Source organism: Microcoleus sp. S1D4, assembly GCF_036700765.1.
In the GTDB taxonomy this organism is placed as follows: Bacteria; Cyanobacteriota; Cyanobacteriia; order Cyanobacteriales; family Microcoleaceae; genus Microcoleus.
This window is the reverse complement of sequence record NZ_JAUBPP010000001.1, coordinates 137,626-157,289: the sequence shown is the minus strand read 5'-3', so window position 1 is coordinate 157,289 and position 19,664 is coordinate 137,626. Positions and strand designations below refer to the sequence as shown.

Genomic DNA, 19,664 nt, shown 5'->3' with positions numbered 1-19,664 from the left:
GTCGTTAGTTGGACGAATCAGCAGATATTGCCAATTTGTACGCTATGTAGATTAGCACTCCGAGAACGGCAAGACTCATCAGGGCCGAAATTAGCTGTACTATGCTATTGAAGACTGTCAGAACCACGATCGCTCCGACGGCAAAGACTGCCACTTGTCCTGGTTTGGGGAGTTTTTGAAACTTGTCCAGAAATTGATTGTAGAAGGTTCCGAGCGCTTGATAGCTATCTGGATTTTGTTGGATGAGGGACGATCGCTCTACTTTAGCTTTTAGTTGTGCGATCGCTTGCTGCAAATTGAACTTATTTTGAGGATTCATAAAAAAAATTGGGAGTTAGTTTAGCTGTACGCCGATCGTTTTAGGGCGGTCACATTAATAAGAGTCACATTAGCGTGTTCGGAACCGCTCATTATCCTCTACCGTCAAAGAAGTGGAACCTTCCGCCATTGTGTTCGGATAAATAAGGATAAAAATGAAGATATGCTATCCGTGCGATCGCCCCAGACTGCGCTTTGGCTCGATCGCAATCCTAGCCCTAGGAATGATTTTAACTGCACCGGGGGCTCTTCGGAGCCAACCGCTACAAATTGCTCCGGGATTTCGCGAACCCCTGAGTGTTTCAGGAGTCTCCGGCGGCCCGAACAATAGCGGCGACTGCGGTTTCGTGGCCGCCGGGCCGAACCAGGTGATCGAAGTAACGCAGGATTTGCCATACTGGAAAATTGCAGTACAAACGGCGGGAGCGCCGAGTTTGATGATTCAGGGGCCGAGGGGTCGTTTCTGCGTCCTACCGGCGAATGCTGGTGCGGGGAACGTAGAATTTTCCGGTTATGGGGACAAGGGGACTTATGTAATTTTCGTGGGCGATCGGGCTCAAGGTCAACACCCTTACTCTCTCTCTATCACTCAACAGCGCAACTAAAAAAGCAATTAGATTGTAGCAAATTGGTAGTAAGGACTTTAGCCCTCAAGTTGGTAGTAAAGACTTTAGTCGTCAAAGTCTGATATCGTTTCCGGTTGCATCGGAATAATAAAATCGAGTCAACAGCTAATACTCAATCATTCAGTTTTCCTACCCCGAATCAACAGTCAACAGTCAGCAGTCAACAGTCAACAGTCAACAATCAACAATCACCTGACGGTGCAACCGGAATTGACAGGATTTGTTCTATCACCCACTTGCGAAACAATCGGAGAGTTTGACTCGTCCCCGCTGTTTGACTTTGTTCGCAATATTCAGAAATAGCTTCAATAATTGGCAGATTCGGAAATGTCGGACTAATTGCCGATTCAACATATTTCCCATTTTCAAGCACATTAATCTGAAGCCTTTTATTTTCGTACCGCCAGATTTCAGGAACTCCCAGCGCCTCGTAAGCATCCAATTGAGTTTTAGAAGTTAAATCCACTTCAATTGCTAAATCCGGTGGCGGATCGATACTTAAGTCGATGCGCTTTTTGCCAATCATTAGAGCGGAATTTTGAATGTAAAAACAGTTATCAGGCTCTATTCCTTGCAACATACTCTGGCGTTTAAAAGTCGTCGAACCAAAACATTCTCGATCAATTTCAAGTTCTTCGAGTAATATCTTGACCATATCGCCAATGATTTCTTTATTAAATTCGTGTTCTGGTAGTGGCATCCTAATCTCCAAAATTCCTTTACTGTAAGCGATTCTGGAAGCACGGTGTTCTCCCAACTCCTCTAAAATTGCTTCAAATTCCAGCCAACTTACATCATGGAACAGCACTCTATGTCCAGGCGGTACACTGATTTGTCTCAATTGCAGCGTTACCATTCCAACCTCCGATTTAATTAAGTTTATTGTAACTCAATACGATTTAGATCGGATAAGACGGCGGTTTCAACCGCGTCTACCAAAAAAATAGTCCGAATTTAGAAGGTATAAAAAAAACAACCTAATTCCATTTGCCCAGTTTTCTTTATTTCTTCAACCCGCATCGGCGGGTTTTGTCTGTGTAGGCGCGAATTCCATTCGTCCGGTTTTCTAATCTGCTATTTTTTGTAGTTTATAAAGCTCCTTAAACTTGCGCTGCTGCTCGTTGTGATCTACGATCGGATCGGGATAATGAAGCAGCCTGCGTTCTATAGGCGAAATATTTCCTGTTAGCAAAAGTTTCGTATCAACTCGGCGCAATTCTGGAACCCAGTGCCGAATATATTCCCCTTCCCGGTCAAATTTCTGAGCTTGACTGGCGGGATTAAATATTCGCAAAGGTTTCGGGTCCATCCCGCTCGATGCGCTCCACTGCCAGCCGCCATTGTTAGCAGAAAGGTCGCCGTCAATCAAATTTTGCATAAAGTATTTTTCCCCCCACTGCCAGTTAACAATTAAATCTTTCGTGAGGAAACTAGCGACTATCATCCGACAGCGATTGTGCATCCAACCAGTCTGATTTAACTGCCGCATTGCTGCATCGATAATAGGATAGCCAGTTTTGCCTCGACACCAAGCTTGAAAGAGTTTTTCATCGTTCTCCCAAGGAAAATTTTTGAATGCTTGACGGTAGGGCCCATCTGCTAAGTCAGGGAAGTTATACATGGCGTGTTGGTAAAATTCTCGCCACGCTATTTCCTGTTGCCAAGTGCGGATGCTTGTAGACGCTTCTTCGCTGCGACAAGTTTCCATTACTCTCTCGGTAGCTTGCCAAACTGTGCGGATACCAATTGCACCGAATTTGAGGGCGGCGCTGAGTTGCGATGTGCCATTATTTGCTGGAAAATTGCGCTGTTCTTGATATTCGTAAATGGCGATTTCGCAAAATTCTTCCAACTTTGCTCGCGCTGCATCTTCTCCGGGTTCTATTACTAACGGATTTTCCCAAGTAAATCCCAAACTAGATGCCGTTGGCAGTGTTTCTATTGCACCTGTTTGGTTAGCGATTTCTTGTTCTTGGGCGCTTAATCCGGTCATTAATTCCAGATAAGTTATCGGCAGTGTCTCTACTGGTTCAGCTTTGGGTTTGCTGTGCCAATTTTTCCAAAATGGTGTATAAACTGTGTAGGGTTTTCCTGTACCAGTGCGAATATCGTCCGGGGCGTGCAGGATTTGATCCCAGAAATTTTTAACTTGAATTCCTGCCTGTTCGAGAGCTTTTGATACGCTGATATCTCGCTCTTTTGCATAGGGTTCAACATCCAGGTTCCAAAATACTGCTTTGGCATCGATTGCGGTTGCTAATTTTGGGATGCCATGACTTGGTTCATCTTGGATTATCAGCAATTGGCTACCTGCTTTGCTGTAATTCTCCTGAAGTTTTTGCAAGCAACCTATCATGTAGGTGACTCTGGCTGGCGCTACGTCATCGCGATCGAGAATATTGCGATCCAGGCAAAAAATCCCGACTACTTTCGGGCTTTCCTGGCGCGCGGCAGCCAGTCCGATGTTGTCAGAAATACGTAAATCTCGACGGTGCCAAAATAAAATTAAGTCTGACATTTGATTTGAGGTTTAATATTTTTGTAGGGTGCGTCGCTGCCACAATTCTAGTTATTTGCGACTGTATGTAAGCGACGCACCGCGATACTATTTTACATCAAAAAAGGGCGCGCTAGAAAAAAGCTAGAAATTGATTTTGCATCAATTGGTTCGCCTGCTAAAATGGCTTTTTCTAATTCCTCTGGAGTGAACAAAACTGTTTCCATGTCTTCATCATCGTCTTGTTCTGGCGGCTTTTCCAGCTTGACCAAATCTTGGGCTAAAAAAGCATAAATGATTTCGTCAGAATAACCGGGTGCGAGCAGGAATTTGCCTAATTCTCGCCATTTTCCAGCGCGATATCCGGTTTCTTCTTCGATTTCGCGTTTGATAGTTTGGGCTGGGCTTTCATTGATTTCAACTGTACCTGCGGGAAATTCTAAAATCCGTCCTTTGGCGGCGAATCGGTATTGTCGCACCAAGACGAGTTTACCTTCGGGAGTGACGGGAACTGCAAGTGCTCCGCCTGGGTGGCGAATACATTCCCAGTCGCCTTCGGAACCGTTGGGAAGGCGCAGCCTAGCTACGTCAAAGTTGAATTTGCGCCCTTGGTAAAACAGGCGCTGTTTGAGGAGTTGGGGCAGTTCTTTTCCTAATGGCATAAGCGAGAAGCGAATAATGTTTGATTGCACTAATTTATGACATCATATGCGATTGAAGCCATTAAATTTTGCTCAATTTTTACATTTTCATTTTTTCCACTCCCGAACAGTTTACCTTTTGCACGAGTTGATAGATCGCACTTTTCGTCACCGGATGCACCCAATCCGGGGCAATTTCTGCTAAAGGTACTAATACAAAAGCTCTTTCGGTCATCCGGGGATGAGGTAGAGTCAGTGTCGGAGTTTCTAGGATTAAATTGTCGTACAGCAGTAAATCTAGGTCGAGGGTTCTTGGCCCCCATTTTTCGCGGCGAATCCGATTAAATTTTATTTCAATTTCTAATAAAGCTGCTAGCAATTGTTTCGGTTCTAGGGCAACTTCTAGGATGGCACAGGCGTTGATGTAATCGGGTTGCGGCGGCCCCACGGGGGCGGTTTGATACCAGCTTGAATGAGATTTTACTGCTATTCCTGGGGTGTTGTTGAGGGTTACGATCGCGCTAGAGAGTGTGGCGAGGGAGTCGCCTAAGTTGCTACCGAGGGCGATCGCACTTTTTGTGAGTTTCATAAAGAAGAAGGTTCGGCAACGGATTGTGTAACGGATGTCACGGATGTCAGGAAGAAGGAAGAGGGAAGTCGGAAGAAGGAAGAGGGAAGTCGGAAAAAGCAAGAATAAAGAAAGATTTAGTTATCTAGCCTACAAGCCCTATTGTCCGCAAAATCTGATTATACAAAATATTATTTTAATCATAACTTAATAAGATGTTAATTTTTATTGATTATGATTGACAAGTGTTAGTATTTAGTTTCAAACATAATGAATTTGTACATACGTTTATTGTCCGCCGTCATTCTAGCAATTATCAGTTTAACAGCAAGTATATCGATAGCTTTGGCTGAAACAAAAGAGCGCTACCTTACCTTAGATTCGGACGGCAGTCAATCTTTTGCGAGTTTAGTGCAGCAGGCGGAAGATTTAGCGAAAGAGTCGATCGCCCGCGAGTTTCAAGAAAATCCGGCATTAACAGAAGTTACAGTCATCATTACAGCCGATCGCAGCCGACAAAGAGTTCCAGTTTTGCGATCGAGAGTATCCCGCCGCGACTGGCAAAAAGATGCGAGAATCGAACAGTGGACTAGATATTTTGGCGATGCTCAATTGCTGCTGGGATTCAGAGACGGCAATACTTCGCCCGCAAATTCTGGGTCTTCGCAAGCGATCGATGTACCTGCGCCCAGTCGATCGGCATCCAGACAAAACGATCCGGGTTTTCGAGATGATTAAAATAGTGGTAATGGGGCATTGGGCATTGGGCGAGCGCGAAGCGGAGGGATTGGGCATTGGTAGCCAACAACAAATAACAAACAACAAACAACTAATAACCAATTATTAACCCAAATATAATTCCACTTTAATTAACCTTCAGGTTAACTCCCCTTAATTTAACAGTGATAGAGTTTCATACGGAATCATCTGATTAGGGAAGTTGGGTTGAAAAGGAATTTATGTCTAAAATAACTCGCCGACAACTGTTAATTTTCTTTGGCAGCAGTGCAGCTACCACTGTGCTTGCCCCTCAACTAACTCAAACACTCTTCGGCATCAATTCCACCTCGGCGGAATCTATTGTAGGGCCGCTATCTTTCACTCCGTTAAGACTTCCTCACCCGCTGCCAGTTTATCAAGAATTGTCCAGCTTTATGCCGATCGCCCCAAACGGACAGGGAACAGTGATGGCGGCCTCGCAGAATACTCGATTAACCAGCTACAGCGTGGTTGACGATGTAGTTGTGCCGCCGGAATACGAACGGTACGTGATTCTCCGCTGGGGCGATCGAGTTTTCCCCGATCCGGCAGACTATTTCGGCTACAACAACGACTACACCGGCTTTGTAGGGATTCGCGGCAGCAGTGACGACGGCTATCTCTGGGTTAACCACGAGTACGTATCCTTCCCGATGTCGAAAGTAGCGCCGGAAGCGCCGTCAGATGTGGCATCATTTCCAGCAACCGATCGCGCCGTACTCGGTATAGACTTATCCGTAAAGAATCGCGATACTCTCGGCGAATTCCTCTACAATCTCGGTGGTTCGATCGTCCGCATTACCAAACAGTCTAACGGCAGATTTGGGGCGATCGCCCGCGACTCCCTCAACCGACGCATTCACGGACTTTCCGGCCTCGGCATCAACAGCCAGCGTACCGACAAATACAAAGATGTCACCTCCTGGGGAACCAGACAAGGCGATAACGAGTACCTCACGGGCACGGGCCCCGCAGCCACCCAAGTCTTCGCCCAAGTCAACAGCGACGGGCTGGGAAACCGCATCATCGGTACAGCCTACAACTGTTCCGGCGGCACAACCCCTTGGGGCACAATCCTCTCCGCCGAAGAAAACTTCCAAGGTAGCGAACTATTCTTCGTCGGAGTTCAAGAAAACATCAAACCCAACGGCGGCCAAACCGGCTACGCCAAGGGCACTACCGGCGAGGAATTCGGCTTAGTCGGCGAAAAATACGGCTGGATGGTAGAAGTCGATCCCCAAGATCCGAGTTTCCGCCCCCGCAAACACACCGCTTTAGGCCGTTTCCGCCACGAAAACGTCGCGATTCGCGCCGCAGCGGGACGCAAGTTAGTAGTGTACATGGGGGACGATCGGCGCGGCGGACACACCTGGAAATTTGTCAGCAGCGGTACTGTCAGCAATCCCGCAGATAAAACCAACAGCCGCTTGTTTGAAGACGGCACTTTGTACGTTGCCCAATACAACCGCAACGGTGCGGGAAGATGGCTGCCGTTGGCATTAAATAGCCCGACGAATCCAGTCAGTCCTTCTAAAGTTGGCGAAGCGGAATTAGCAACTTTTGGCAAAGCTCAAAGAGATGCAAATACTCGCTTCCCCAAACGCAGCGGAATTGCCGGTCAAACCGAGGACGGCGGTTCTTTTGTAGTAGATACAACTAATGAAGCAACAGCACTTCCCGGCTACAGAAATAAAACTCTGGCTAATTTCTACAGCAGCCAAGGCGCAGTTTTAGTTGATGCTTTTCATGCTGCTAATTTGATTGGTGGCACTCCGACAGCGCGGCCTGAAGATTTGGAAGTTAATCCTACTACTAAGGAAGTTTTCATTTCTTATACTGACGGCGCACCTGGTAGCGATGGTTATCCAGATTCTCGCATTTTTACTGTTGCTAAATACGGTAGCGGAGTCAATAGCACCCAGCAGTCGGGAGGAATTTACAAAATAATTGAAGATAGTTCCGACGGCGCGGGTTCGACATTCCGCTGGCAGCGTTTTGTTCAAGGTGGAGAAGCGGGTTCAGTCTCTGGGGCGGGCTTTGCTAGTGTAGATAATTTAGTTTTTGACACTCAAGGTAATATTTGGGGTGTCACTGATATGTCTACTCCCACGCACAATGGTTTTGACGTAGGGAGTGTGGGAAAGGCAACGGCGATCGACCACAAAAAGACAGGAAATGTCTCGGATTTTACTGGTGTTTTCGGCAATAATTGGCTGTTTTATATTCCGACTTCCGGCCCGAATGCGGGAACAGTCATTCCGTTTGCTCAAGGGCCGAATCGGTGCGAAATGACCGGGCCGACTTTTGTGGGAGATACGCTGTTGCTTTCGGTGCAGCATCCTGGGGAAGATTGCCCGATCGATGATGGTACTGTACTGAGTCGGCAAATTGAAATGTTGGATTTGAACGGTGCTGTTTTTAATCAGACTCGCAGTGTTTCTCGCGGCAGTTTGTGGCCGAGTAATATCTCGAATGATTCGCGCAGATCGCCGATGCCGTCGGTGATTGGGATTCGCCGCGTGCGATCGACTGCAACGGGTCAGTTTGTTTAAAGCGCTTAGTTATTAGTCATTAGTCATTAGTCATCGCTAGGGTGTGCACTGCGAGCCTTACGCCTTGATTGATGACTGATGGTTTTTGAGTTTTATATTAAGTATTTTTACTGATAAATATGACTATTATGACAGAAAATAATAAAAAATAAGAGCTTAAGTTTTATGTAAAAAGTTTTGAGGAAGGCTAAGCTGGAGATCCTAGGATAAATTAGTCCTGCTCAAAAAAATGCTTTATTCATTTTTGTCCGAGTCTCAAGTCAAAGTTCGCGTTTTAAAACAGTTAGCAGCCGCTGTTTCGGCGTCTTTAGCCATCAGTGCAATAGCCAGTTTGAAACCCTCACCGGTATTAGCTGCTGGCGATATCCCCCCCGCAGTTCAAACAACTCAGCAAGCCGTAAAACCTGATTCTAGCTGGCAGCTAGGGCAGTTGCGTACCACTATTCCCGTGCAGACAATGCAGCTAGGGCCGGGCGGATTTATCCCGATCGCGATCGGCAGTATGATCATTATTCTAGTCCTGCCATTATTTTTTGGCGGATTAGTCGTAATTGGCGATCGCGAAGTGGGAATTGTCAGTAAAAAGTTTAGCCTCGGCAAAAAGTCTTTACCCGCAGCAGATTTAATTGCCTTAAACGGAGAAGCTGGATATCAAGCTGATACTTTACCCCCCGGTTGGCACTGGGGTTATTGGCCCATACAATACAGCGTCCGCAAAGAGTCTCTAACCGTAGTTCCTCAAGGCGAAATTGGTTTAGTAATCGCAGCCGGAGGCGCGCCGATTCCGCCACAGCGCATCCTCGGTAAATACACAGAATGCGATAATTTTCAAGATGCTCGCAAATTCTTCATAACTGGTGGGGAAAAAGGCAGACAACTAGGCATTCTTACAGGTGGTAGCTATCGAATTAATACGGCATTATTTACTGTAATTACAGCAGTAAATGCTCCTAAACACGGGATGACATCGGAACTGTTAAAACTGTACAAAGTTGCTTCCGACAAAGTAGGAATTGTCACAACTTATGACGGCGTTCCGATTCAAGATGGCGAAATTGCAGGTTCGATTATTCCGAACCACGACAACTTCCAAAACGCGCAAAAATTTATCATCGGTGGCGGTAGGCGCGGTTTGCAAGAACAAGTTTTGCTTTCCGGTTCCTGGAACTTAAATCCTTGGTTTGTCGGCGTGGAACAAGTGCCGATGACCGAAATCCCGATCGGCTATGTCGGCGCAGTTATTTCCTATGTTGGTAAAACCTCGGAAGATGTCAGCGGTGCTGCTTTCACCCACGGCAATTTAGTAAATGTCGGCAATAAAGGGGTGTGGGTGACTCCTCTTTATCCAGGAAAACATCCGCTAAATACTCGCATTTTAAAAGTAGAATTAGTCCCAACTACTAATATAGTATTGAACTGGTCTGGGAAGACGGAACGGCACAGTTATGATTCTAAACTTTCATCTTTAACCGTGCGTTCTCAAGATGGTTTTGCCTTCGACTTAGAAGTAGCTCAGATTATTCACGTTGGCGCTTTAGATGCTCCGAAAGTAATCTCGCGCGTGGGTTCGATGCAGAATTTAGTAGACCACGTTTTGCAGCCTACAATCGGCAATTATTTCCGCAATTCGGCTCAATCTTATTCTGTGTTAGATTTTCTATCGGCAAGAAGCGGCAGACAAGCGGAAGCAGCGGAGTATATCAAAGCAGCTTTGCGTACCTACGACGTACAAGCAATTGATACTTTGATCGGCGATATTTTGCCGCCAGCAGAGTTGATGCAAACTCAAACAGACCGCAAAATTGCTGAGGAACAGCGCAAGACTTATGAGGTGCAGCAATTAGCACAAACTCAGCGGCAACAATTGGTCAGGGAAACTGCTTTGGCTGAGATTCAACAAGAGATGGTGAAATCGGAACAAGGCGTGAAGATTGCTGAGTTGAAAGCGAATTCTCAGGTGAAACAAGCTCAAGGCGAGGCTGAGTCGATTCGGATGAAGGGAAATGCTCAAGCTGAAGCTTATCAGGCGGGTGTTGTGGCTTTGGGCGGTTCCGGTTATACGGCTTTGCAATTAATGCAAATTATCGGCGATAGTCAGGTGCGAGTTGTCCCAGATGTTGCGGTTAGCGGTAATGGTAGCGGCGGCGGTTTGGTTGATGGTTTGCTGGGAATGATGATGTGGAATCAAACTAGCAAAAATGGAGGCAATGGCGGGGAATTGCCAGTAGTTAAGTTGGAAAAATCGCCGCCTGTTGCTGTAGAAAATTTTCCTGATTTACCAGTAGCTAAACTGCATTCAAGCAACCAAGCAACAAGTAGCGAATCCTGAGACTTTCCATGAGAGTGAGATTGATTTGCTGTTTTATGAATTGCCATTTGACTATCGATCTTTTAGTTAAGCTTTCTCAGGATTTACGCATCTATGCCAAAGAAACCGGGTTTTTTACCAAATCTGTGGGTGACAACCAAAGATTTTCGTAAAAAAACCGGTTTCTGACTGCCCGTGCGTCTGGGACTATTTGTGATCGTAGTGATGACTTCAGTCCTATTTTCACGCTTTTAGCTAATCGGGACTAAAGTCCTTACTACAAACACAAATATTGTTTTAAATTCAACTAACTGTCAACTGTCAACTGTCAACTGTTAACTGCTATATATTCTGGCGTTGCGAGAAATCGCAGTACAATCGATCAATATTGCATCTGAGGAATCTCCCCATGTCAGACCAGTTTTCCACTGAAATTAGCGATCGCATCTGCACTCACATGAACGAAGACCACGCTAGCGCCGTAGTCCTGTACGCTCAAGCCTACGGCGACAAGCCAGAGGCCACATCCGCTCAAATGCTCGCTATCGATGCCGACGGCATGGATTTAACCGCTGAAGTAAATGGCGAAACAGTGCCTGTCAGAGTCAAGTTCGATCGCACTTTAATCGACGCCGAAGATGCCCACCACACTCTGATCGATCTGGTGAAACAAGCCCGAAAAGTTGCTAAGTAGCCAAATTATCGCTATTCTGTTATAATTTCAAGGTTCGTAGTACGGATTTTAGTCAGTTTAAATTCTTTTGAAGGACTAAAGTCCTCACTACAAACCTTTAGTCCGATATAATTTGAAGGTTCTTTCCTAGTACGGACTTTAGTTAGTTTTAATCATTTTGAATAACTAAAGTTCTTATTAAAACCAAAATATTTAATCGACTTAAATTTACATATAAAATATCAAATAAGATGACATTAGATCGCCCACAATTTCGAGAATTAGATGCCGTCAATCTCAGCAAAAACAACCCTTTTGCCGGACTGGTAAAGCGACTGGATTTGATGATTCGCGCCCGCTACTCGCTGCTGTACATTGTCGGCGCTGAGGAGGAACCCGTCGAAGCTGTAATTGCCCAAGTGGCGCTGCAAGTAACTCCCGCGCGCCGAGTATTGTTCTGGGATATCGTGCGCGGCTGGGAAGACAACGGTTCTGCAAAAGGTTCAGTAATGGCGGCGCTCGATCGCATCGGCAAGACGGCTGTAGAAGAATATACCATATTTGTACTGCGGGATTTGCACCCAATTTTGAGAGCGCCCTACACCGAAAAAAATGCTCCAGTAGTGCGGGAATTGCGTAATTTAACCAGGGAATTGAAGCGCAGCAAAAAAACAATCGTCCTCACTTCTCACGCCCTCGAATTGCCAGAAGAATTGAAAGAAGAAGCCACAGTAATTGATTTCCCCTTGCCCAACATCCAAGAAATCGATAGTTTGATTTCCCGCATTGTAGAAAAACCGGAACAGTTGCAAGTTAGCGGTTTAGCAAAGGAACAATTAGTTAAAGCTTGTCAAGGTTTGAGCCGCGCTCGGATCGGGCGGGTTTTAGCTAAAGCTTTGGCGGCCAAACAACAAATTAATGAGTCAGATATTGATGGAGTTTTGGAAGAGAAACAGCAAGCAATTCGCAAAACAGGAATTTTGGAGTTTTTTAATTCCCGAGAATCTCTCAAAAGTGTCGGCGGATTGGAGAATTTGAAGCAGTGGGTAAAGATGCGGCAAGATGCTTTTACTGACGAGGCGCGCCGCTACGGCATACCCAATCCAAAAGGGGTTTTGTTAGTAGGAATTCAAGGAACGGGCAAATCTTTATCGGCGAAAACTATTGCTGCTGAATGGCGTTTGCCGCTGCTGCGTTTGGATACTGGCAGATTGTTCGGCGGCGTGGTCGGGGAAAGCGAAAGCCGCGTTCGACAAATGATACAATTGGCAGAGGCGATCGCCCCTTGCGTCTTGTGGATCGATGAAATAGATAAAGCCTTCGGCAACATTATCAGCGGCGGCGACGGCGATTCGGGAACTTCGCGCCGGGTATTCGGCAGTTGGATTACTTGGATGCAGGAAAAAACCAGCCCGGTGTTTATTGTCGCAACTGCAAATAACGTCCGAATTCTTCCGGCGGAGTTGCTCAGAAAGGGCAGGTTTGATGAGATTTTCTTTTTGAATTTGCCCTCAGAGTCGGAACGGCAAGATATTTTTAAAGTGCATTTGCAGCGTTTGCGCCCGACTAGATTGCGCGACTTTGATTTGGAGATTTTGGCGAAGTCTGCTAAGAATTTTAGCGGTGCGGAAATTGAGCAAGTTGTAATTGATGGATTGTACCGGGCTTTTGGGACTTTTGTGAACGGGCAGCGCCGAGATTTGACGACGGAGGATGTTTTGAGGTCGATCGAGGATACGGTACCATTAGCTGCGATCGCCCGATCGCAAATTGAAGATTTGAAGCGGTGGGCGGCCGAAGCGGGTGCGAGAACAGCTTCTAACGATACTCGATTGATTGATGAATTGAAGCGCTACAGCAGGCCGCTGGGTGAAGATGCGATCGACAATTAACCAAATTTCTGTTTGTAGTAAGGACTAAATTCCTAAATTTTGCGGAGTGTCGTCCTCACTACGAACCCAATCTAAAAATATCCGCAAAAATCGCATTTTCCCCAACCATTCTACTCACAGCAGGCGAATCGTAAACCACTAACAGCGCATTCTCCTCCCCCAAATAGGGAAACAAACTCAACCCCTCAGCATTGTCCGTACCAACCTGAAAAGGCAAGTCAAATAAAACCTCCAAATCTCCCCCACCTTGCCCAGTAATACTGTCGCCCGTTAGCGAAGCCCTCGAAGAGGATCGCCCTAAAATATTCCTTAACCGAAACACCCTCGTCGCCCCCGATAAAGTCATCGTCGGCCCGCCTAAAACAATCAAATCTTCCCCATTAAAACACAATTCTCGCACACCCAAACCGTTCAAATCGACAAAATGTTTTTTGTACAATTTCCCTGCTTCCCCAATTTCCTTAAGCCTTAAAACTCCCGGTTCTGCTTCTTCAACCTCCAGTTCTAAAATTATCGCCCAACCCCGCAGCACCGGGCCCCGCAAACCGAGAAAAATGCTCTCCCCCCGCACCGCCAACCCTTCAATATCGAAGCCATTTTCTTTGCTCGGAATTGGCACAGAAAAATACAATCCGAGATGTTTGTCATCTTGCAGCGCATCTGTCAGCAGATTGCCCGTTTCTGTCCGCTGAAGGCATCCCGCCGTTAATTGAATTTGGGGATTTTCAGGATGGGAAATTGACTTGTACAAAATCCCGTCTTTTACAGGAACTTTGGCTAGCAAATAGCGGTTGACATCTGTCTCAATTGTGGCTAATCTTTCGATATCGTCTTCGCAATCTTTACCTTTAGGTTTTTTGCGTTTTGTGCTGTGAGAACCGACCAGCCAAAGGCAATTGCTGCTGAAATCAATTCCTTCAATATCGATTTCGTCGTCTCCCGATAAATCGATAAAATCCGCGACCGCAAATTTTTGATGTTCTCCAAAAACATGAGGCGCGACAGGCGACAAACATTCCAGCGAAGTCGTTTCATCGGAACCCAGCCACAAATGGCCGTCGGGAGTCAAAGCAACAGCGGATAAATCTGTAATAATCTCGCTCGCTTCGCTGTTGAATTGCAGCAGCAGGCGGCCGAGCAAAAATGATTCTGACATAATTATTAGCACCAAAACTATTCTTATAGTAAGTGATTATAGCTAAAATTGCTTGAAACTGATATCGAGTCAGAGCTGCAATAGTCCGCCAGGGAATTAATTCCCCGTATCAAAGGTAAAATCGGTTTTAACCGACTGAAAACTTATATTTAAAACTTAAATAAATATAATGTTATGTCCTCAGAGAGATGACTTCCGTTCTTTCGGCGATTGTCAATCCCTGGCAGCCCTGCAGCCCTAACCGCAGCCGGCGGTTATTATTCAGCAAACCGAACCTCTACAGACGGATAACACCCTAATTGAAACATTAACATTTGAGTTACATTTCGTTACTATAAGGAAACAGAGAAAAAACTTTTCGCCCATAATATCAGAGGTAGCCAATTATGAACGGTACATTTCGCGTCGGCAACCTGTTTGGAATTCCCTTTTATGTCAACGTATCTTGGTTTCTAGTTCTGGGTTTAGTAACTTGGCAATACGGCGGCGCACTAGCTAACCTGTTTCCTGCATTAGGCCCCGTAGCGCCCTGGATGCTGGGATTGTTCACAGCGCTGCTGTTATTTGCTTCCGTCTTAGCCCACGAATTAGGACACAGTTGGGTGGCCATCAAACAGGGAATTGGCGTGAAATCGATTTCGCTATTTCTGTTTGGCGGGCTGGCTAATTTGGAAAGAGAATCAAAAACCCCAGCCGAAGCATTTTGGGTCGCCATTGCAGGCCCGTTAGTTAGCTTATTGTTGTCGGGTTTGTTAACTGCGATCGGCATCGGTGCTGGTCTCACAGGCCCCGCAGCCGCCATCGTCGGACTTTTAGCTTCGATCAACTTAGTTTTAGCCTTATTTAACTTAATTCCGGGTTTGCCCCTCGACGGCGGCAACATCCTCAAAGCGATCGTCTGGAAGATTACCGGCAACCCTTACAAAGGCATAATTTTTGCTAGTCGCGTCGGTCAAATCATTGGTTGGATTGCCATTGCTACAGGCATATTTGGTAATATTTGGAATCTAGTAATTGGTTGGTTCTTGTTGCAAAATGCTGGTCAATCCGCACAATATGGCACAGTCCAAAATCAACTCGCAGGGCTGACAGCCGCAGATGCTGTTACCGCGCAAAGCCCGATCGTCCCAGAAAACTTATCGCTCAGAGAATTTGCCAACAACTACGTGATCGGTAACACTCAAAACTGGCGTCGATTCCTAGTTACCGACGATGCGGGACAATTGGTAGGGGCGATCGACCTTGACGACCTCAAAACCATCCCCACCGGTACCTGGCCCCAAGTTTTGGTCAAAGAACTCGTCAAGCCGATCGAATTTTCCACCACCGTCAAACCAGAATTATCCCTCCTCGAAGTCGTCACTCTCCTAGAACAACTTAAAGTACAAGAACTCCCCGTCATTCGCGAAAACGGAGTTCTCGTGGGACTTGTAGAAAAAGCAGAGATTGCCCGCCTACTACAAAAACGAGCTCAAGCAGATCCTGCTTGATACCCTCAGATACTTGACAAATAATAGTTAACCCCCTCGATTGCTTTTACCAAAAGGGCGATCGGGGGGGTTAACTGTAGCTTCACAAAATTCAACTCAAACCTTAAATTATTAGCGACAAATCAACAATGATAATTATCAGAGTTTTTTAATCAAGCGAGAACGTTAGGCCATCTCAGGACTTTTTCTCTCAATCGGAAACACTACGGTTTACTCAGGATCGAAAACTTAATAACTTAAACACCTCCTACAGTCTTCTCTCCTGTAAGTTGCCTTCCTCAAAGGAGACTCTTCCTCGCCTATCTGCATTACCAGTCAACTGTTAACTGTTAACAGTCAACAGTCAACAGTCAAAACTCAGTAGAGGCGGTGGATGGTGCGTGCGGGCCCTCTTAACTTAACAGTCAACAGTCAACAGTCAACAGTCATGTATGAGTGCAACCGGAATTGATATTACATGATAGTTGAGAAAATCAGCATCAAAAATGTTTTTCATAATACTCTTTGAGAATAATATAAGGTTTATATTGCACACCCTAGAGTTAAATTGATGCAATTAAATCGAGAATTTCTTGATAATCAAAATTATCTAAATGATTCATCAAAATTTCGGCAAAAAGCTCGTTTTTGCTGCGGATTTCCTCAATTGTTGTAGCAATAAAATCGAAGTCAGCCTCACGGACTGCTTGTTGAAGTTTGCTCGTCCATTCTGGAGAAACTTGCGGTTTAGAGTTAAGCGTAAATATTTTATGAGTATCCAATATTTCTTGTTTTAGGATAGTTGAAGTCTCTGAAATATTATTTATATCAACAGGGGAAATAGCCGTAACGACTGGAATATCAAACTTAAAAACTGTACCGCGTCCCACTTCGCTTTCGGCGGTAATTTCGCCACCCATTAATTTTATGAACTCGCGGCTGATGCTTAATCCTAAGCCCATACCTTTTTGAAGTGTCTTCCCCGATGAACTTTGCATGAATAATTCAAATATACTATCTAATTCTTCCGGGTCGATGCCAACTCCTGTATCAGTAATTTCAAAGCAAATAAAAACTTTTGATAAGCTTTCAAATGATTTAACAAAATCTTCTTTTGCAGACCTTGTTCTTCCTTCTTCCTTCGCTCGGACGGTGACTGATACTGAGCCGTTTTGAGTGAATTTAACTGCATTATCTAAGATATTAATCAGCACTTCCCGCAACTTAATGTCATCTGTTTCTATGTATTGAGGGAGATCCGAGGAGCAGTCAATAATTAATTTTATTTTTTTATTTAGTGCCGGAATTTGGAACATATTCTGCACGTCGCTCAGCAAGCGGTACAAGTCAAAGCATTTGGGGTAGATTGTCATGCGCCCCGCTTCAATTTTAGATAAGGCTAAGACTCTATCTATCAGTTGAAGCAGGTGTTCTCCGCTGCGGCGAATAATTTTGATATTTTCTTTTTCCGTGAAAGTTAAATTAGGGCTGGGTTCCATTAATTGAGCGAAGCCGAGAATGGCATTGAGGGGGGTTCGCAATTCGTGGCTCATGTTGGCGAGAAAGATGCTTTTAGTTTTGTTTCCAGCTTCTGCTGCTAATGCGGCTTCTTTGAGTTGTTGTTCTGCTTGTTTGCGATCGCTAATATCGAGTATTATGCCGTGCCAGACGATATCTCCATTTTCGCGCAATTCCGGCCGAGAATGAGCTTGCAGCCATTTGAGTTTTCCAGAGGCTGTGACAATCCGCCACTCGCGGGCAAATGGTTCGAGATTTACAGCACTTCTGACAATGGCCTCGAAGTAGCTGGGGCGATCGTCCGGGTGCATTTGTTCGTAGAGTAAAGCAAAGTTGTTCTGGATTTCCTCCGGCTCTAATTCTTGAATTTCTCGGCACATAGGACTGATATATTCCATCTTGACAGAGCCGTCGGGATGCTGTACGAATATGTAAAGTTCTCCGGGCACCGTGATTGCTAATTTGTGAAATAGAGCTTCACTTTTTTGCAAGGCTATTTGTGCTTGTTTGCGATCGCCAATATCAATCCCAAACCCAAACAAAAAGTCAAAATTGCCATTTTCATCCAAAACGGGCGTACCGTACCACTCGACTAACAAAGTATCACCGCACTTAGTGAGAATCCGGTGCTCGTTAACCGTTTGCTCCCTCGCTGTGACGCGCTCAAAAATCGAGTGCAATCCGGCTCGATCGCCCTCCGGTACAAATTTAGCTAAATAATCTTGGCCGATAACTTCAGCAGCAGTATAGCCCACAGATTCCAGCATACATTCATTGGCCAGCAGGATTTTACCCTCCGAATCGATCGCCACAAAAAAGATCGGAGAATTTTTGATAATCTTTAAATTAAAGTCCCGCTCTTGGTGGATAATTTTTTCAGCTTGCTGGCGCTCCTCAATTTCGAGCTGCAAGCGGGCATTAATTTGAGCTAGTTCCAGAGTGCGCGAGGTTACTTCCGTTTCCAGGGTACGGTTGTAGTCTGCCAATATTTGCTCTGCTTGTTTGCGCGCCGTGATATCTTCAAAAACAATCAGTACGTAAATCACATTCCCCTCAGCATCAAACATTGGCTGCGATCGCACTTGCAAGGGAATAACTTTCCCATTCCGGCGAAGATCCATATCTTCAAGGAACGTTTCTTTGCCCATCACGGCGCGTTCAAAGGGCGAATCTTCGATCGGGTACAGCCTGTCTGTTCCCGATATATAAAGTTGATAAGTTTCGGAAAGTTCTTCAGGGGTGGTATTTGCCACCGCCCCTTTGCCCGTAATTTCTCCTCCCATCGAATTCATAAAAATACTGCTACCAGCCGGAGTCAGAGCTATCACCCCAACCGGCAAGCTTTCTAACAACTTGGCAAATTTTTCCTCGCTTTGGGCCAAAGCTTGAAAAGACTTTTTCAATTGAGCCGCCATTTCGTTAAAAGACTGTGCTAAGGAGCCGATTTCATCAAGCCTGCTGATAGCAACAGTGCGATCGAATTCTCCTTGGGCGATATCTTTAGCTGCTTGGTTGAGGCGCAGCAGGGGCAGCGTCATCCACCGGGCATTGAGCGCTCCGACAATTGTCGATAGCAGCAGCGCCGCGGCACAAAGTAAAATTGTACTGCGGGTATTTTTGTTAATTTGTCCCATGAAATCCGATGCGGGAACGGCGATCGCGATCAGCCAGTTCAAACCGTTACTATCCGAAAACGGCAGCACTTCCACAAAATATTCTGCCCCATCTCGGCTAAATTTCAGTTGTTGTCGCTGCTGAATGTTACTAAAGCCGCCAAACTGTTCGTACAAATACTTAGCTGCGGTGCGAATGACAAAAGTTTCACTGTCTAAAACATTTAGACGCTCAGGTTCCTGCTTTCCCGACATCTTTCTAAAGGATGATTCTTGACTCGAACTTGCCACCAGCAAGCCCGATCGTTCGATCGCAAAAATTTCTCCAGTTTTGCTAACCTTGAGGCGATGGAGATATTGCTGAAGCTCCCAGAGGGACAAATCTACCGCACAAACTCCCAGCAATTCACCATTGCGATCCCGAATCGGTTGGCTCGCAGCAATAAACACAGTCCCCGGAGTAAAACCCCGATAAATGCTCGTCCAAATTGGTTTGTTAGCTGCGACAGCTTCTTTGTACCAGGGGCGCGATCGGGCATCATAGGTTCCCGGTTCTGCTTTTAATTTGGCGGTGCGAGTACCTTGTTTGTCTGTTGTGTAGTAGATATTCTGATAGTTAGTAGACTTGTTAGCTGCGACAATTTGCAAGCTGTTGTCCTTCGGGTTGCGTTTAATGCCGAGATATTCTCCTGTTTTTTGAGAACCGAGGGAAATCCATTGAATGCTTTTAAACGATCGCATTTGCTGCCAGAGGAACTTCTCTCCTCCCGGCTGGGCTTGTCCTAACTGTAAGTTTAATTCGGCGCGATCGATCGCTGAGGCATTAAGTTGATTTACCCAGTGGGTATTTTCCACAACAGCAGTCAGTTGTTCTTCAACTCTATTCCCCGTCTGGGCGATCGATTTCAGAGCGACTTCTTCGACTGCTCTTTCTCCATTGCGAAAGGAAAGATACCCGACAATCCCTACGGCTGCGACGATTTGCACCACAAAAGAGCCTACTAGAACGCAACGCAGGGGTATTTTTGTTGGCTGTGACAAAGTTTTGCTCGCGACTCGGGGCAACGGCATAGG

The 19,664-nt window shown here is 45.7% G+C and carries 14 protein-coding genes; 7 read left to right on the top strand and 7 right to left on the bottom strand.

Annotation, left to right across the window (positions count from 1 at the left end):
- Positions 1 to 4: 4 nt before the first annotated feature.
- Positions 5 to 319, bottom strand: a complete 315-nt coding sequence (locus tag QT998_RS00680) for a hypothetical protein (RefSeq protein ID WP_194012082.1) — start codon at positions 317 to 319, stop codon at positions 5 to 7.
- Positions 320 to 473: 154 nt separating this feature from the next.
- On the opposite strand from QT998_RS00680, the gene QT998_RS00675 reads away from it, so the two are divergent.
- Positions 474 to 923, top strand: coding sequence for a hypothetical protein (locus QT998_RS00675; RefSeq protein WP_333113586.1), 450 nt, complete (start codon positions 474 to 476; stop codon positions 921 to 923).
- Positions 924 to 1,125: 202 nt separating this feature from the next.
- On the opposite strand, the gene QT998_RS00670 is transcribed toward QT998_RS00675, so the two are convergent.
- The 4 genes from QT998_RS00670 to folK all read right to left on the bottom strand — a co-directional run bounded on the left by QT998_RS00670 (position 1,126) and on the right by folK (position 4,671).
- Positions 1,126 to 1,800, bottom strand: a complete 675-nt coding sequence (locus tag QT998_RS00670; protein ID WP_333113589.1) for a Uma2 family endonuclease — start codon at positions 1,798 to 1,800, stop codon at positions 1,126 to 1,128.
- Positions 1,801 to 2,010: 210 nt separating this feature from the next.
- The gene (locus QT998_RS00665) at positions 2,011 to 3,462 is read right to left on the bottom strand and encodes an FAD-binding domain-containing protein (RefSeq protein WP_333113592.1); all 1,452 of its coding nucleotides are present in this window, start codon (positions 3,460 to 3,462) and stop codon (positions 2,011 to 2,013) included.
- 92 nt (positions 3,463 to 3,554) lie between these two features.
- Complete coding sequence (locus QT998_RS00660; protein WP_333091341.1) at positions 3,555 to 4,103, bottom strand: NUDIX hydrolase; 549 nt, start codon at positions 4,101 to 4,103, stop codon at positions 3,555 to 3,557.
- 79 nt (positions 4,104 to 4,182) lie between these two features.
- Positions 4,183 to 4,671, bottom strand: coding sequence for a 2-amino-4-hydroxy-6-hydroxymethyldihydropteridine diphosphokinase (gene folK, locus QT998_RS00655; RefSeq protein WP_333113595.1), 489 nt, complete (start codon positions 4,669 to 4,671; stop codon positions 4,183 to 4,185).
- 249 nt (positions 4,672 to 4,920) lie between these two features.
- On the opposite strand from folK, the gene QT998_RS00650 reads away from it, so the two are divergent.
- From QT998_RS00650 to QT998_RS00630, 5 genes are all read left to right on the top strand, one after another.
- Positions 4,921 to 5,388 (top strand): hypothetical protein, encoded by a 468-nt coding sequence (locus QT998_RS00650; RefSeq protein ID WP_333113601.1) that lies wholly within the window; start codon positions 4,921 to 4,923, stop codon positions 5,386 to 5,388.
- Positions 5,389 to 5,609: 221 nt separating this feature from the next.
- A complete protein-coding gene (locus tag QT998_RS00645; RefSeq protein ID WP_333113604.1) occupies positions 5,610 to 7,961 on the top strand; it encodes a PhoX family protein in 2,352 nt (783 codons plus the stop codon).
- A gap of 229 nt (positions 7,962 to 8,190) precedes the next feature.
- Entirely contained in the window at positions 8,191 to 10,290 is a 2,100-nt protein-coding gene (locus QT998_RS00640) for an SPFH domain-containing protein (protein WP_333113606.1), read from the top strand.
- 388 nt (positions 10,291 to 10,678) lie between these two features.
- Positions 10,679 to 10,963: a DUF2470 domain-containing protein gene (locus QT998_RS00635; RefSeq protein WP_333091332.1), complete on the top strand. Its 285-nt coding sequence runs from the start codon at positions 10,679 to 10,681 to the stop codon at positions 10,961 to 10,963.
- 230 nt (positions 10,964 to 11,193) lie between these two features.
- The gene (locus tag QT998_RS00630) at positions 11,194 to 12,834 is read left to right on the top strand and encodes an AAA family ATPase (RefSeq protein ID WP_333113608.1); all 1,641 of its coding nucleotides are present in this window, start codon (positions 11,194 to 11,196) and stop codon (positions 12,832 to 12,834) included.
- 58 nt (positions 12,835 to 12,892) lie between these two features.
- Here the strand turns inward: QT998_RS00630 and QT998_RS00625 are convergent, their stop codons facing one another.
- The gene (locus QT998_RS00625; RefSeq protein WP_333113610.1) at positions 12,893 to 13,990 is read right to left on the bottom strand and encodes a DUF3616 domain-containing protein; all 1,098 of its coding nucleotides are present in this window, start codon (positions 13,988 to 13,990) and stop codon (positions 12,893 to 12,895) included.
- Positions 13,991 to 14,376: 386 nt separating this feature from the next.
- Here QT998_RS00625 and QT998_RS00620 point away from each other — a divergent pair, with 386 nt between their 5' ends.
- Positions 14,377 to 15,480, top strand: a complete 1,104-nt coding sequence (locus tag QT998_RS00620; protein ID WP_333091329.1) for a site-2 protease family protein — start codon at positions 14,377 to 14,379, stop codon at positions 15,478 to 15,480.
- 542 nt (positions 15,481 to 16,022) lie between these two features.
- Here QT998_RS00620 and QT998_RS00615 read toward each other — a convergent pair.
- Positions 16,023 to 19,631, bottom strand: a complete 3,609-nt coding sequence (locus QT998_RS00615) for a PAS domain S-box protein (RefSeq protein ID WP_333113612.1) — start codon at positions 19,629 to 19,631, stop codon at positions 16,023 to 16,025.
- Positions 19,632 to 19,664 lie beyond the last annotated feature (33 nt).

What these genes read in the sequence shown, in the direction of transcription:
- QT998_RS00680 (WP_194012082.1), bottom strand. Translation starts at nt 319, where the DNA reads ATGAATCCTCAAAATAAGTTCAATTTGCAGCAAGCGATCGCACAACTA.
- QT998_RS00675 (WP_333113586.1), top strand. Translation starts at nt 474, where the DNA reads ATGAAGATATGCTATCCGTGCGATCGCCCCAGACTGCGCTTTGGCTCG.
- QT998_RS00670 (WP_333113589.1), bottom strand. Translation starts at nt 1,800, where the DNA reads ATGGTAACGCTGCAATTGAGACAAATCAGTGTACCGCCTGGACATAGA.
- QT998_RS00665 (WP_333113592.1), bottom strand. Translation starts at nt 3,462, where the DNA reads ATGTCAGACTTAATTTTATTTTGGCACCGTCGAGATTTACGTATTTCT.
- QT998_RS00660 (WP_333091341.1), bottom strand. Translation starts at nt 4,103, where the DNA reads ATGCCATTAGGAAAAGAACTGCCCCAACTCCTCAAACAGCGCCTGTTT.
- folK (WP_333113595.1), bottom strand. Translation starts at nt 4,671, where the DNA reads ATGAAACTCACAAAAAGTGCGATCGCCCTCGGTAGCAACTTAGGCGAC.
- QT998_RS00650 (WP_333113601.1), top strand. Translation starts at nt 4,921, where the DNA reads ATGAATTTGTACATACGTTTATTGTCCGCCGTCATTCTAGCAATTATC.
- QT998_RS00645 (WP_333113604.1), top strand. Translation starts at nt 5,610, where the DNA reads ATGTCTAAAATAACTCGCCGACAACTGTTAATTTTCTTTGGCAGCAGT.
- QT998_RS00640 (WP_333113606.1), top strand. Translation starts at nt 8,191, where the DNA reads ATGCTTTATTCATTTTTGTCCGAGTCTCAAGTCAAAGTTCGCGTTTTA.
- QT998_RS00635 (WP_333091332.1), top strand. Translation starts at nt 10,679, where the DNA reads ATGTCAGACCAGTTTTCCACTGAAATTAGCGATCGCATCTGCACTCAC.
- QT998_RS00630 (WP_333113608.1), top strand. Translation starts at nt 11,194, where the DNA reads ATGACATTAGATCGCCCACAATTTCGAGAATTAGATGCCGTCAATCTC.
- QT998_RS00625 (WP_333113610.1), bottom strand. Translation starts at nt 13,990, where the DNA reads ATGTCAGAATCATTTTTGCTCGGCCGCCTGCTGCTGCAATTCAACAGC.
- QT998_RS00620 (WP_333091329.1), top strand. Translation starts at nt 14,377, where the DNA reads ATGAACGGTACATTTCGCGTCGGCAACCTGTTTGGAATTCCCTTTTAT.